Genomic DNA, 14,418 nt, shown 5'->3' with positions numbered 1-14,418 from the left:
ACCGTACCACCATGGTGGTACGGCGGTACCATAAAGGTGTCCGGTGCCCAGGACGGGCGACTCACCACCCCCAGACGGAGAAGCGACATGCCCAAGCGCGTGGACCACGAGGAACGGCGAGCGCAGATCGCCGAGGCGCTCGTGCGGGTGGCCGGACGGCGCGGACTGCACGCGGTCGGCATGCGCGACGTGGCAGCCGAAGCCGGTGTATCGCTGCGGCTGGTGCAGTACTACTTCGAGAGCAAGGAGAAACTGCTGCTCTACGGGCTCCAGCACCTCACCGACCGCTTCACCGCGCGCGTAGGTGCCCGACTCGGCGCAGCCGGAACCAACCCAGGGCCGCGCGCGACTGTCGAGGCACTGCTCCAGTCCTCGCTGCCGGTGGACGAGGAAAGCCGCACGTTCCACCTGCTCTACAGCTCATACGCGATCCTGTCCGTGACCGACACAGCACTCGCCGCACAGCCCTTCATCGACGCCCCCGACGCGGCCGAGAACGCCCTGACCGGCCTGCTGCATCAGGCACAGGAATCCGGCCTGGCCGACCCCACAATCGACGCGCGCATCGAGGCGATCAGCCTGCTCGCCATGGTGGCGACCATGGGCACCAGCATCCTCGTCGGCCAGCGGGAACCGGACTCGGCCATCGCGGTACTCCACCACCACCTGGACCGAATCTTCACCACCACCGGAGAGACCGCGCCACCCGCATAACCGCGGCCACCACGCCTCCGTCACCGGCCCCACCGGCCCCCGGCCCCCGGCCCGACTGGCCGTTCGGGCTCGGGCTTCCGTCGGCGACAGCCCGTAAGGGCAGGCAAGTGCCGGAGTCGAGCGGTGACAGCGCATGGCACTGCCGGGCAGGGGTACCCGGCGCGTGGCCCTGCCTACCGGTGCCGGAAGCGGCTCGCCGAATTGTCGTGTGCGCCCGCGAGGAGCGGCTGCACGGCGCCGACCTCGACTTCACCGGCGGCAACAAGGCCGGTCGAGCGACGGGAGAGCGGACATGACCAACCTCGACGACGACGCACTGCGCCTCCACTTCATCGGCAACGCGACCGTGCTGATGCGCTACCGCGGGCTGACTCTCCTCACGGATCCCAACTTCCTGCACCAGGGCCAGCACGCCTACCTCGGATACGGCCTGCTGAGCCGCCGTCTGACCGAGCCCGCCCTGGACATGCGCGAACTGCCCCCGCTGGACGGTGTGGTGCTGTCGCATCTGCACGGCGACCACTGGGACCGGACGGCTCGACGTCATCTGAGTAGGGCCATGCCGATCGTGACCACACCCCATGCGTCCCGGCGGCTCAGGACCCTGCACCGTTTCGGTCATTCCGTAGGTCTGCGGGACTGGCGACAGCACACCCTGGTGCACGGCGACACCCAGGTGCGGATCACTGCCCTCCCGGGCCGCCACAGCGGAAACCCCGTGCTGCAACGGCTGCTCCCACCAGTGATGGGCAGCATGCTCGAGTTCGGTGAGGTGCCGGGACCGGTGCGGATACGGCTCTACCTCTCCGGCGACACCCTCTTGTACGACGGCCTTCGGGAGATCGGCCGCCGCTACCCCGACACGGACCTGGCGGTCCTGCACCTCGGCGGCACTGTCCTGCCCGGCGGCATGCTGGTGACCATGGACGGCGCTCAGGGGGCCGAACTGGCCCAGTGGCTGCAGCCGCGCCTGGTGCTGCCCATCCACTACGGCGACTACACGGTGATGAAATCGCCACTGTCGGACTTCCTGGGAGAGATGCGGCGGCGGGACCTGACCGACCGGATCATGGCCTGCCGACACGGGCAGGAAGCGGTCCTCCGGCCGGGCGATGCGCGACCCTCCCTACTGACTGACCACCGGAACCCGTAGCGGGCCGCCAGGGCTCGTCGCGAAGGGAGGACGGGTCACCTGCATCGAACTCGAGCAAGCACCGGCCACGTGGGGCACCACAGTGCTGGCGCCGGGTGATCGTCCTGACCGGGCCATTCAGACCCACCCTTACCGAACCGCCCCCACCACCTGACGACACGGATCGCGTAGAGCGGATCGGCCAGCACAGCGGGCCACTATTTTCGGCAGCTTTCTCGCACCCGCCACTTCAGTCGACTTCCTCCGCCGACACGAGACTCGACGAGCCAAAAGCTGCTGCACGGATGACCGCACTGGCGTGCGGTTCGCGCAGACCGTTCGAACTCCAGGCCTTGGAGCCGAGAACTGGTGGGCGCGTGCGCATCCCTGCCAGGCGAGTTCGGTTCCACCCTCGGCCACAGGTGTCCCGGAGGCCTTCACCGCGTTGGAACAGTGCGCGCCGGTCGCGGCGCGTGCACCTGTCCGGCCGGCCCGTCCGCACCGCTCGAACGCGCCCGTTGCCGCTCGGACCGTTCTCAGGGAGAGAAGAATGGACTACTACGACCTCGGCACCCACACCCGCCCCGTGACGACGTCGTCCCCGGCCGCCCAGATGTGGTTCGACCGCGGGTTGCTCTAGTCGTACGGCTTCCACCACGAAGAGGCCGTCTCCTGTTTCGAGGCCGCCGCCGCGGCGGATCCGGACTGCGCGATGGCCTACTGGGGCATCGCCTACGCCCTCGGTCCGAACTACAACAAGCCCTGGGAGTTCTTCGACGGCGATGACCTGGCACGAACCGTCGAGCGCACCCACGCGGCCGTCGAACGCGCGCACGAGAAGGCGGCTGACGCCACCCCGGTCGAGCAGGCCTTGATCCAGGCGTTGCGGTCCCGGTATCCGCAGTCGGAAGCGATCGACGACTGCTCGGTGTGGAACGAGCCCTACGCCGATCGCATGCGCGCCGTGTACGAACTCGCTCCCGACGACCTCGATGTCGTCACCCTCCACGCCGACGCGCAGATGAACCTCACGCCCTGGCAGCTCTGGGACGTGAGGACCGGACTGCCGGCGGCAGGCTCCCGCACACTGGAGGCCAAGGCAGTCCTCGAACGGGCGATCGGCACCGAGCGGGGGAAGGCGCACCCCGGCCTTCTGCACATGTACGTCCACCTCATGGAGATGTCCCCGACCCCCGAAGCCGCCCTGCCCGTCGCGGACCGGCTCCGTGGCCTCGTACCGGACGCCGGGCATCTGCAGCACATGCCCAGCCACCTCGAGGTGCTCTGCGGGGACTACCGGCGTGTGGTGTCGGACAACGCCACCGCCATCGCCGCCGACGAGAAGTACTGCGCGCGGGCCGGAGCGATGAACTTCTACACGCTCTACCGTTCGCACAACTACCACTTCAAGATCTACGGTGCGATGTTCCTCGGCCAGTCGGCGACCGCCCTGGAGACCGCCGCGCAGCTCGAAGCCTCCATTCCGGAGGAACTGCTGAGGTTGCAGAGTCCGCCCATGGCCGACTGGCTGGAAGGTTTCCTCGCCATGCGGGTGCACGTGCTCATCCGCTTCGGTCGCTGGTCCGACATTCTGCGATTGGCGCTGCCCGCCGACAGAGAGCTGTACTGCACGACGACGGCGATGCTCCACTACGCCCGCGGTGTCGCCTTCTCGGCGACCGGCCGGATTCCTGAGGCGGAAGGCGAACGCGGAAAGTTCCGCGAGGCCGTCTCCCGCGTCCCCGAGTCACGCACGCTGTTCAACAACACCTGCCTCGACATCCTCGCGATCGCGTCGGAGATGCTGGACGGCGAACTGGCATACCGCAAGGGGGACTACGAAGCCGCTTTCGCCGCACTGGAGCGATCGATCACACTCGACGACAACCTTCCTTACGACGAGCCGTGGGGATGGATGCAGCCCACACGGCACGCGTACGGCGCCTTGCTGCTCGAACAGGGACGCGTGAACGAAGCGGAAGCCGTCTACCGGGCCGACCTCGGCCTCGACGACACGCTGCCGCGTCCTTCACAGCACCCGGGCAACGTATGGGCGCTGCACGGATTGCACGAGTGTCTCCTGCGCCTTGGCAAGAGCGCGGAAGCGCAGGTCGTGACCCAGCAACTGAAACTGGCGTCCGCCATGGCGGACGTACCGATCAACGCGTCCTGCTTCTGCCGTCTCGACGCGGTCCCGAGCGCGGCGGAAGGCGGCTGCTGCTGACGCGCGCGTACCTCGGCCACTGCGAAGGGCGCGTCCGGCATCACTACGTCACCCTTGGCGCCACCGCCCACGCCTTCCCCGCTGTGCGAAGGCTCCACCCGAAAGCGCACACGCCGGCCTGCCTCTCCCCCAGGACTCGCCCCTGGCCTTCCGCAACTCCGAATGTATGGAGGATCTGGCCGACCGACTGTTCCCCGCCTCGGCGTCCGCGTGCGGCGGCCGGTCAGCACGGCGAGGAGTCAGGGGCGGTCGGCAAGTGGTCAACCCGTCAGTCGTTGAAGCGGTGGCGGGATGTCTCGATTTGACCGAGGTACCGGTGGGTCCAGTCGCACAGCCCGTCGATCGTCACTCGCAGGGCCTGACCCGGCTCGGTGAGGGTGTACTCGACCCGCGGCGGTATCACCGGGTGCACCGTCCGCTCGATCAGACCGTTGCGCTCCAGCATGCGCAGGTTCTGGGTGAGCATCTTGTGGCTGATGCCCTCGACCTCGTTTCGCAACTCACCGAAACGCAGGGTGCTCTCGCCCAGAGCCTCAATGATCAGGAGGGCCCATTTGTTGGCCAGGTCCGAGAAGATCTCCCGCGCCAGAGAGTCAGCGCGCCTCACGTCTGCTTCATCGGGCAAGCCGTTGAACTGCTTGGTCACCATAAGGTTCCCCAGTCACTGAAAAGTGCGTTCTTCCATGTCAGCGGACACTCTCTTACGGTTCCCCAGTAACCACAAGAGAGCGAACGCGTCGCGGCGCGTCCTCGAGAAGGAGGAAGCAACATGCCCATAACCCTGGTGAACCCCGGCGGACTACCGAAGATCGACGCCTACCAGCAGGTGTCGATCGCGACCGGCTCGAAGCTGGTCTTCATCGCAGGCCAGGTCGCTTGGGATGCCGACGGTGTCACGGTCGGCGAGGGTGACCTCGCCGCTCAGGTCGAACAGTGCTACCTCAACATCGGCACCGCGCTGGCCGCAGTCGGCGCCTCCCTCGACAACGTGGCGAAACTGACGGTCTACGTCGTCGGCTGGACCCCTGACAAGATGCCCCTGCTCATGGAAGGGATTACCCGGGCGGTCACACAACTGGGGGCCACTTCTGCACCCCCCGCCACCCTCCTGGGCGTCGCGGCGCTGGACGTGCCCGAGCACCTGGTCGAAATCGAAGCCACCGCGGTCATCGACTAGGACGTCAGTCCATTTGGCTGATTCGGTAGCTCGGGCTCGTGAGGGTTCGTTGAGCGGCTGGTGCCGGTTGCGTTGCGGAAGTTGTTCCAGCGAGTGGTTCCGGAAGCGCCGTGACGCTTTCAGAGGGGCGGTCGGCGCCGTTACGGTGACCAGGAGGTGCTGGCCCGCAATGGTGTTCGTGGCCACGTCGGGCTGCACGTGGAATGGCCTTGGTGCCTGACCGTCAGCGCCCTGGCGATCAGTCGCGGTGGGCTTCGCGGGAGGCCGGCTGTCCGCTCCTGCGGAAGCTTCGGCAGGTGTGGCCCGTTCACCAGGTGTGCGCCCACGTGCGAAGCTCGGCTTACCGAACCGCTGACCCACCGCGGAGCCCTCGACCTGCCTGGACGCATCCGCCATCCTCTTCGGCCAGAAGAAGCCGGTGCCTTCCTGGACGTCTTGTGCAAGGTCCCTCTACCGGGGCTGACCGCTCACGTTCCCCTCCAACAGTTCCCGGGTACGGCGTAGCAGCGCCGTCCGTACGTCGTCCGGTGACAGGACCCGCAGCGGTGTGGCCAGGCTGAGGAGGTATTTGGCGAGCCCGTCCGCGTCGGAGCCGCCAATGTCGACGATCGTGACGTCGCTGCCTTCCGGGCGGTGAGTACCGACCGTCGGCGGGATCAGCCGCAGCGCCTGCTCCAAGGTCAGTGGGAGGCGGATCGTCACGTAGAGCGGGTAGGCGCCCGTCGCTATGGAGCGGGAAACAAGCAGAGCCGGGTCAGGCGGGTCGATGAGTTCCACCTGGCGCCCTGTCGCCTGTATCCGGCCGACCCTGTCGGCTCGGAAGGTACGCCACTGTTCCCGCGTCACGTCCCGGGCGACGAAGTACCAGCGGCGTCCCGTGTGCACCAAGCGGTACGGGTCGACGTCCCGGACCGTGGCCTTCCCTTCCCGATCCCGGTAGGACAGGCGGCTGCGCTCGCCCCGGAGACACGCGCCGGCCAATTCCAGCAGCATGCCGGGCGCGATCTGCGGCTCGTCGAGCCTTGTGGTGTGCACAAAGGCGGCGTCCATCTCGCCCAGCCGGTCCGCGATCCGCCGCGGCAATACCTGGCGCAGTTTCAGCAGGGCTGACAGCGCGCCCTGGTCGCCGCCGAGAACGCCGCTGAGCGCGGCCTCGCGCAGCGCGACGGCCACAGCGAGTGCCTCTTCGTCATCGAGGACCAACGGCGGCACCCGTGCTCCAGCGCGCAGGCGATAACCGCCCCATGGCCCGGGATCGGACTCCACCCCGTAGCCGAGTTCTCGGAGCCTGGCGATGTCCCGCCGCACCGTGCGCTCGGTGACGGTCATCCGGTCGGCCAGCTCGCCGCACGTCCACGACGGCCGCGCGGACAGCAGTGAGACCAGTCGCAGAAGACGGGCGGAGGTGCTGATCACGTTCCGAAGTGTCTCGCACAACCAGGACCGAATCTGTCCTGGTCCCGTCATAGCGTCTCGTTCATGAGCACTGAGAACCCGTCCACACCCGCGATCCGCTACTCGGCCATCACTTTCGACTGCCCGGACCCCGCAGAACTGGCCCGCTTCTACGGCGATGCCCTCGGCCTGCCCGTCGCCTACTCCAGCGACGACTTCGTCATGCTCGGCCAGGAGGGTTCGGCCGGACTGGCGTTCAATCGGCTGACCGACTACAGGCGTCCAACCTGGCCGGACCCTTCCCAGGAGAAGCAGGCCCACATCGACCTGGGCGTCGACGACTTGGAGTCCGCGCAGGCTCACCTGCTGGCCCTGGGCGCTGTCGAGCCCCCGACTCAGCCCCAGCCCGACCGGTGGAGAGTCCTGCTGGACCCCGCCGGCCACCCGTTCTGCATCACCACTCTGGTCTGAACATGCTCGGCAGACTGATGACACGACCACGCAGTCGCCGGGCACGCGCGAAGAACCCGCCGCCGTCCTGCTGAGGATCGCGGAAAGGCTGCACGGCTGTCCTCGCTGCGAGATCTACCTCATCAGCCAGGACACAGCAGACCCGGACACGGTGCACATCACCCAGGCCGCTTCATGGAAAGCCGCCCACAACCGACTGCGGAAGTGCGCCGCCGACGGCACCTGGGAGAAGGTCTTCACCGCCTGGGCCGGCCGAAGGCGACCTGGATGAGTCGTCGCAATCGACTCCACCGTCGTCCGCGCCCACCAGTACGCCGCCGGGGCCCGTCAGAGGGGGCCCCGGCCGGCGAGCCGGACGACCATGCCCTCGGCCGGTCCCGCGGCCCGGGGCCCTCGCCTCCAGCACCACCTCCGCCAGCGGAAACCAAACTCTGCCACGGCGATTCGCCTGGTTTTCTGGGACCTACGACCCGGCACAAGCAGTCACATGATCGGCCGGACAGTCTCTGGGAGGCCCGCTCCCCCGGCGCATCGCCGTGCTTCTCTCCACAGTCGGCAGTTCGGACCGAACAGCACGTCCCTGATCTGCTGGCAGCGGGGTCGTCGGAGGAGCCCGAGGATGCGGGGATGGTTCCGAGGTGGCGCTGCAGTTGGCGGTTTCGCCAAGTATCGCGCGAGGGAGGCGCTCGGGTGCTGCCGCCAACAACGCGCTGACGTCAGAATTCAAGAGCTAATCCGGCAATGGTCCGGGCAGGATGCTCTCTGTGAACCATGTCCTGTGCGGGCTCGCTGCCAATGTGGCCCTGCCGTCCGAAGTGGTGGACCGTCTGATCGTGGTCGCGGACGCCGACATTGCCGTGGAGCTCGCTGGCCGCGCGGACCTCAGCCATGCGCAGGCGGTTGCGTTGGTCTCCCGCGTTGAGGAGAGCGCTGAACGACTCGTGTACGAGGGCAGGCTGACCGCCGCCGACATCGATCCCGTGGCACAGCCGCATGCGGCCCTCGCCTTGCTCGACAAGGGTGTCGGCAGCCCGGAGTGGGCGCGTCTGGTCGCGGCGGATCCGGTCCTGGAGCGTCGAGAGAAGCTGGCTGCCTGTGCTGGCCTCCCGTCCGATGTGGTGGAGACGCTTGCCACGGACTCGGATGTACGAGTGGTGGCGGAGCTCGCGTTGTGGGCCACGCCGGATGTGGCCGGCAGGCTGGCGGGCCATCCGCATGCCGAGGTCCGCCGCGCGGTTGCGGCCAACGAGGCGACGCCCCCGGCCGTACTGGCAGCGCTGCTGGCCGGCGGGGTGCACCCTGCCGCGCAGCGGTGTCTGGTCTGCGACCGTGAACAGACACCGCTCGTGCACGACCCGCAATGCCCGCGGCTCGACTGCGACCTGCCGGCGGGCGCCTCCTGCGACGGCTCACATGAGTCGGCGATGCACGACATCCAACAGGCGGCTCTGGGGAACCCGGCCACACCTACCGAAGCTGTCGTCGATTTCACCGACCACCCTTCTACGCTGCTGCGCTGGACACTCGCTGCCCGCCCAGATCTGCCCTCAAAGGTGTACGGACGGCTCGCCGTAGATCCCATTCCCGGTGTCCGAGCCGACCTTGCTGAGAACCCCGCGATCGACGATGCTCTGATCCGCGCCCTTGCCGTAGACCGCAGCCACGATGTGCAACGCGGCCTCGCGCGCAACCCACGCGTGCCACTCGACGTGCTCACCCACCTGGCCACCGTTGCCAAGATCGGCACCACCCTCCTGCCGCGGATCGCCGCCGCATCCCCCACAGAGGTTGAGGAGCTGGCCCAGTCGCCGAACCCGGCCGTGCGGATGCTCCTGGCCCAACGACGCGATCTGCCGGCCGAGATTCGCGACGCACTGGCCACCGACTCCGACGCGAAAGTGGTCAAGTCCATCGCTCCCCACCCGGGCCTCTCCGAAGCACAACTGCACGCCATGGTCGACCGGCACGGGGCCCGGGTCGTCGCCAAGGTGGCGACCAACCCGGACGCGACTGCGACGCTGTTGGAGGACCTGACCCGGCACAAACCAGTGGTACAAAAGGCGTTCCGCGAGGTCGCCCGGCATCCCAACGCAACGGCCCCGGCGCTGCTCGCCTGCCTGGAAGACCACCAGGCGAGGCCCATAGCCGCGAGCCATCCGGCGCTCCCGCCGCCGGTCATCGTGGAGCTGCTCAACGACCCCGACTGGCAGGTGGTGGAGGCCGCAGCCGCCAACCCGTCGCTGCCGCTTGCGGTGATATCGGATCTGGTGCCCTAACTCCAGTGCCCTGCCCACCAAGCGAAGGCCGCCCCGCTGGGGCTCAGGGCAGTGCCATCGGCCGGATCGCGGTAAGCCTGTATCCCGCGCCCTGCAGGGAAGGTTCAGCCGTGCGCCTTGCCTGCGGGTCGGAGAGCGCAATGGAATGCATGGGGGCGTGAGCTATAAGGCGGATTCGGTGCAAGTGGTCGAAAGTCGTGACAGCCAGCCATAGAGCCGCAAGTCACGGAGTTGCTCTCCCCGCGCATGCACGCATTGGCAATGCTGACTGCTAACAGGAAGAGACGGCACCCGTTATGGACCGGTCTGGCCGATCCCCCTATGGGCTGTCCACGCTAGCAAAGTCACGTCAACAAGGGCATCAGACAGCGGTAGGGACCGCGCTATTGACCAACGATGAGGTTCCGTGTGGAAGAAGGCCTCCGACTGTCCGTTCGCAGTCACCTGCAGGCACCCGAGACAGGGCTAGAGCACTGAAGATCGTCAGGAGGAGTGATCGGTACCCTCACGCGTATGGGGCTGGACATCAACGTGCTAATCGCCGACTGGTCATGGCTGGAGAAAGTTCCGCCCAGGGAGAGGCTGTCGCGGTTGAGGGATGCCTGGTACGCCGACGAGACCGGGCTGTGGGATCACGACGCACCGGTGGTCGAAGGCGACTGGGACTGGCCACGCGGGCCTCACAGCACCTCCTTCGCCGTATACGAATTTCGAGGCACCCTTGGTTCGTTCAAGGCGCACTTCTGGGCGGCGGAGCGGTGGGAGTCCATGCGTGACCACGCAGACCCGTCTGTGCGGGCCGGGGTGGACAGCTTGCTGCTCGGGCTAATCTGGGGAGGGCTGGACGGTGAAGCGGAGCACATCGACCCGGGTTTCTTCTGCGACGACCCAGCAGTCACCCGCGGCGTGCTGCTCGCGCGGTCGCCGGACAGCGTACAGGGACTGGCCACGACGTCGGAGCGGGTAAAGCCCAGGCTTGACGAGCTGCGTGGCATCTACAACGAGCATGCCGCCGAATCCCGAGGGTGGGTCAGCGACTTCGACGAGTTCACCCGCCTCCTGGACGACTGGGACCACGTCCTGTCCGAAGCCGACCGGCGGGGTTGGGGGGTCGTGGGGCTCAGCGAGTAGGGCACACCAGCCACCGCACACGACGCTGCTCCCCAAGCGCGCGGGGATGACCTCCAGGAAAACCGGAAACCCGCAAGTCAGCGCTGCTCCCCGCGCGTGCGTGAAGGGCCCTTAGCCTGAATCGGTTGACTGACCGCACGCCCGCTCCTCGCGCATGCGGATGGCCCCAATCGGCTCCCCGGCCGACCCATCCAGCGACTCGCTCCTCCGCCATGCCACCTCTGGCCGCCTGAACCCGCACAGCTCAATGCCCGGAACAGCCGTTCGCCGTTGCACGCGTGACGGCTGCTCCGGGCTTTGCATTTCCGTGTCAGGTATGAGAGGAAGCCCCCAGTATGACCGCCTTCGCTTAACCCAGGACGCACCTCCATGTATCCACGGCCTCTATGCCGCTGGCCGGATGGACCGCCCACACCGTCATCCTCCACCGGCGCCTAGCCGCGGCCCAGCGCGACCTGCTGACCGCCACCCTGCGCCGCGAACACGCTGACCACTTCCAAGCCCTTGATACACAGCGGCTTCGGCATAGAGCTAACCCGTGGTCGGCCGCCGAGTCCTGCCTCGCCGTTCCGCTTAGTTGGCCACCATCGCGCTCAGTTCTTGGGCGAAGGCAGAACAGCGGCGACCCGGCGGCGAATGCACCAACCCGACGTACCTGTTCCGTTGTCGTGGTAAGCACGCGGGAAGGCTGCTTAGGGAAGCTCCTCCCGGGAGCCAGACCACGGTGCTGCCGTGGTGATCAAATCGTTGCCGCTCTGCGTACAACCGCGCACCGCCCTCACCTGTCCCACAGTCAGCCGTGAGGAAGGACCTCCGGCCGGTGCGCCTATGCGCTCGGCCCAGGCTGCAGGGAACGGACGGGCTCGAAGATGGGGAAGACGATGTGGAGAACGATGGTGGCCGGTGCGGCGGCCACCATGTTCACCGGTATGGCCGCGGTGCCGGCCGGGGCGGCGGAGGGCGGAGTCTCCTTCACCCGGGTCGCCGTGAACGGCGGGAAGCCGATCGTGATAGGGGTAAAGGAGCAGGTCAGGGTGCATGCGACCTTCCGGATGACGACCCGGCTGAAATACGACTTCGGGCCGACGGTCTTCCCCTACCGGGGGAACCCCGAGACGGGGCCACTGCGGATCAGCTCCATCGAGTCCAGCGACTGCAAGGTCGTGGACAGTGAGAACGGAATCTGCGACTTCACAGAACGGATGTACATCGACCCGCGGTACCTTGACGGCAACGAGGATGCTGGCACCTGGCGAACCGCTGCTCGGGTCTTTCTCGCCGGTGACGCCCACGACACCGACGACGAGAACCTCCCCCTGCAGGTCAAGCGCGCCTCACGCGTCACTGTCAACGCCTCGCCGGAGCCGGTCACGGCAGGGAAGACGATCACCATTTCCGGGCTGGTCACACGGGCGAACTGGGACACCCACACGTACCAGGGATACGCGGGCCGCACGGTGAGCCTGCAGTTCAAGGCAGCTGGCGCCTCCTCGTACACGACGGTCAAGAAGGCGACGTCGAGCAGCACGGGAGCGCTCAGGACCACGGTGAAGGCCACCGTGCCGGGGACGTGGCGGTGGACGTACTACGGGAACTCCACCACCGGAGCCAAGTCGTCGACCGGAGACTACGTCGCCGTGGGGTAGACGAGGTGCGCCGACCGCCTCCCCCTGCACAGGCGTCATCACCCGGACCAGACCGCTCTGAACACCGCTACCTGCAGAGCTAGTGGCGGCGGGGAATATTGAGCGTGCTACTCGGCCAGCCGGGCCAAGTAGCACGCTCAGTACACAGTTGGTGTGACTGAGCGCGATAGGCAGGGCAGCGTGCGGATACTTGATCGGGCTCTTCGGGACCGAGGAACTACGCTGGCACCCCTTCTGACCGCCCAGGGAGCAGCGTGTCGCCGTCGTACGTGTACCGGATCACCAAGTACGACCCCGCCGACCGTGACGAGCGCGGCTACTACACCGGCGCCGAAGACACGGTGAGCGATCACGGGCCGGTCGAAGCGGCGTACCTGGCGGCAATCGTGGCCTTTGCGGAGGCCTCTGGTATCGGCCGGTTGGAGATCCGTGAGCCCTCGGTGACCGGCTTCGTCCACTTCGGTGTGGAGCCGCCCGTGGAGGGACACGGCCTCAGTGGGCTCTTCCCGCCCGACCTCACCGGCTACCACGACGGTGCCGAGGTCTCCCTTCCCGTGGCTCTGGAGCTCGTCCGTGTCATGCTCCGCGACAACGGTGCCTGGTGTCGGCTGGGGGCGGGGGACGCGTTCACCGTGCACGTCGGGTGGGACCAGTACCTGTATGTGGGCAGCGATCGGCTCTGTACGGAAGCCGTGGCCCGTACACGGGAACTCGGCCTTTTCCCAGAAGCGCTGACGTCCTCACGCTACGCCGCGGAGCTCGAGGAACCCGAAGTGGCGGAGCCGGCTGACGAGGACTTCTGGGCGCGCGTGCGCACGGAGCTGGCCTCACGGCAGACGGTGCTCCTGGAGGAGGCCTACGTCCGCAACGCCGTACGCTGGCACCGTCTCACGCAGGAGAACCTCGACACGGTGCGCGCCGGCCTTGGGCCGCGCGCCCTGTTGACCGTCTGGCCCGACCTGACCTCCGACGTCGGCGCGGTCCTGGCCGCGCTACCCGAGGATGACTCCGTGGAGTTCGTCTGGGAGGCGCAGGACGGGACGATCACACACGCGCTCGTCGACGACACCGAGTATCAGGAGCTCGCCGCCCTGGTGGCCGGCGCGCGGGCGGCCTGCGCCCTGCCCCTGTCCGCAGACGAACGCCACCCATTGTTCTGCGCCGCCCTGCCCGACAGCGACGGCGTGCTGCGGGCCCGGTGGTGACCCGGTTCGCGCCGGTGCCCAGCCGGTGCTGTGCATGCGAATTCCCCTATGGGGCCAGGTGTGGTGCTCAGTCACAGTTGTGGTGATTTTCGAGCGGTAGTTGGCCAGTTGGCGGTCTTGTCGGCCGGTGTAGCGTCGAAACTGTGGTGGAGACGAGTGGGGACGACGGGCGGACGTACATACCGGACGAGGAAGAGGTTCTGATGGCCGTGGGGTCGCTGGGACGCCCCTCGACCGCGGAGGAGGTCGCCGCGCGGGTTGACGAGAGGACCGGACACGGCGGCACCGCGCCGTCAGCCTCTGTGGAGGCGGTCCTCGGCCTGCTGCGCGAGCTGGAGAAGAGCGTGCGGGTCAAGAGCTACACGCCCGATCAGTGGCGGGCCCTGAGTGTCGCCGTGCACGGCGCCGCGCCTTACACGAGGCTGTGGTGGTCGGTGGAGAAGTGGCGGGAGAGGGCCGTCTCCGGAGGGCAGCGCTACCAGCGGGACAGGCGTGCCCAGGAGCCGCGTGGGACAGCGGAGGAAGAGAGCCCGGTCAGGGCGAACCTGGAGCGGGTCGCGGAGCAGTTTCGGAATCAGTACCGCTCCCGAAACCGCTTCGAAGGTCCGGGCAGCAGCTGACGACCAGGGCCCAGTTGAGCAGATCGTCTACTCGCACGCATTCGGGACTGAGCAGCCGGACCTGCGTGCGTTCGAGACCGCATGCGGCCATATGGACGTGCGGCCGGACAACTGTCTGTTCATCGACGATGTCGCGAGGCCGCTCAAGCGGCGGGCATGCAGGCGCATCGGTTCGAGGACATTGCCCGGACGATCGCGCGCATTGCATCTGATCTGGATGCCCGTGCCTTGGCCCCCGGGCCGCTCGACAGCACCGCCACCCAGCCGTTGAGCGATCATCTCCAGGTCATCATTACCCTCGGCACCGTCCGCATGTAACCGGTCGAGCAGTCTGGCCCAACGACCGCTGCCCGCGGGCCGCCAGAGGCGGGGCAGGACAACAGCCTCGGCGTTTCGGCCATCTGCACTCAGCGGCTCTACCCATAGG

12 protein-coding genes and 1 pseudogene are annotated in these 14,418 nt (G+C 67.6%); 11 read left to right on the top strand and 2 right to left on the bottom strand.

Features of this window, described 5'->3' with window-relative positions; all coding sequences use genetic code 11:
• Positions 1-87 precede the first annotated feature (87 nt).
• The 3 genes and pseudogenes from ACWGH0_RS13275 (at position 88) to ACWGH0_RS13265 (ending at position 4,070) form a co-directional block, all read left to right on the top strand.
• Positions 88-714, top strand: coding sequence for a TetR/AcrR family transcriptional regulator (locus ACWGH0_RS13275; protein ID WP_453404278.1), 627 nt, complete (start codon positions 88-90; stop codon positions 712-714).
• 292 nt (positions 715-1,006) lie between these two features.
• A complete protein-coding gene (locus ACWGH0_RS13270) occupies positions 1,007-1,867 on the top strand; it encodes an MBL fold metallo-hydrolase (protein WP_453404277.1) in 861 nt (286 codons plus the stop codon).
• A 529-nt stretch (positions 1,868-2,396) separates the two neighbouring features.
• Positions 2,397-4,070: pseudogene (locus tag ACWGH0_RS13265) on the top strand (tetratricopeptide repeat protein).
• 268 nt (positions 4,071-4,338) lie between these two features.
• Here ACWGH0_RS13265 and ACWGH0_RS13260 read toward each other — a convergent pair.
• On the bottom strand, positions 4,339-4,719 hold the full coding sequence (locus tag ACWGH0_RS13260) for a winged helix-turn-helix transcriptional regulator (RefSeq protein WP_453404276.1): 381 nt from the start codon (positions 4,717-4,719) through the stop codon (positions 4,339-4,341).
• Positions 4,720-4,839: 120 nt separating this feature from the next.
• On the opposite strand from ACWGH0_RS13260, the gene ACWGH0_RS13255 reads away from it, so the two are divergent.
• Positions 4,840-5,247, top strand: a complete 408-nt coding sequence (locus ACWGH0_RS13255) for a RidA family protein (protein ID WP_453404275.1) — start codon at positions 4,840-4,842, stop codon at positions 5,245-5,247.
• 450 nt (positions 5,248-5,697) lie between these two features.
• Here ACWGH0_RS13255 and ACWGH0_RS13250 read toward each other — a convergent pair whose 3' ends face one another.
• The gene (locus tag ACWGH0_RS13250; RefSeq protein ID WP_453404274.1) at positions 5,698-6,663 is read right to left on the bottom strand and encodes a helix-turn-helix transcriptional regulator; all 966 of its coding nucleotides are present in this window, start codon (positions 6,661-6,663) and stop codon (positions 5,698-5,700) included.
• Between the two features lie 63 nt (positions 6,664-6,726).
• On the opposite strand from ACWGH0_RS13250, the gene ACWGH0_RS13245 reads away from it, so the two are divergent.
• The 7 genes from ACWGH0_RS13245 to ACWGH0_RS13215 all read left to right on the top strand — a co-directional run bounded on the left by ACWGH0_RS13245 (position 6,727) and on the right by ACWGH0_RS13215 (position 14,309).
• Positions 6,727-7,113: a VOC family protein gene (locus ACWGH0_RS13245; RefSeq protein ID WP_453404273.1), complete on the top strand. Its 387-nt coding sequence runs from the start codon at positions 6,727-6,729 to the stop codon at positions 7,111-7,113.
• Between the two features lie 764 nt (positions 7,114-7,877).
• Positions 7,878-9,389 carry a hypothetical protein gene (locus tag ACWGH0_RS13240; protein WP_453404272.1) on the top strand — a complete coding sequence of 504 codons (1,512 nt, stop codon included), beginning with the start codon at positions 7,878-7,880 and terminating at the stop codon, positions 9,387-9,389.
• A 513-nt stretch (positions 9,390-9,902) separates the two neighbouring features.
• Positions 9,903-10,520, top strand: a complete 618-nt coding sequence (locus tag ACWGH0_RS13235; protein ID WP_453404271.1) for a hypothetical protein — start codon at positions 9,903-9,905, stop codon at positions 10,518-10,520.
• A gap of 869 nt (positions 10,521-11,389) precedes the next feature.
• On the top strand, positions 11,390-12,166 hold the full coding sequence (locus ACWGH0_RS13230; RefSeq protein ID WP_453404270.1) for a hypothetical protein: 777 nt from the start codon (positions 11,390-11,392) through the stop codon (positions 12,164-12,166).
• 254 nt (positions 12,167-12,420) lie between these two features.
• Complete coding sequence (locus tag ACWGH0_RS13225; protein WP_453404269.1) at positions 12,421-13,371, top strand: RNA-binding protein; 951 nt, start codon at positions 12,421-12,423, stop codon at positions 13,369-13,371.
• Positions 13,372-13,514: 143 nt separating this feature from the next.
• On the top strand, positions 13,515-13,991 hold the full coding sequence (locus ACWGH0_RS13220) for a hypothetical protein (protein WP_453404268.1): 477 nt from the start codon (positions 13,515-13,517) through the stop codon (positions 13,989-13,991).
• Positions 13,992-14,147: 156 nt separating this feature from the next.
• Positions 14,148-14,309 (top strand): hypothetical protein, encoded by a 162-nt coding sequence (locus ACWGH0_RS13215; RefSeq protein WP_453404267.1) that lies wholly within the window; start codon positions 14,148-14,150, stop codon positions 14,307-14,309.
• Positions 14,310-14,418 lie beyond the last annotated feature (109 nt).

It is taken from the genome of Streptomyces sp. NPDC054887 (genome assembly GCF_053610585.1).
The sequence above is the reverse complement of the archived record's forward strand: the minus strand, read 5'-3'. Positions and strand labels throughout refer to the sequence as shown.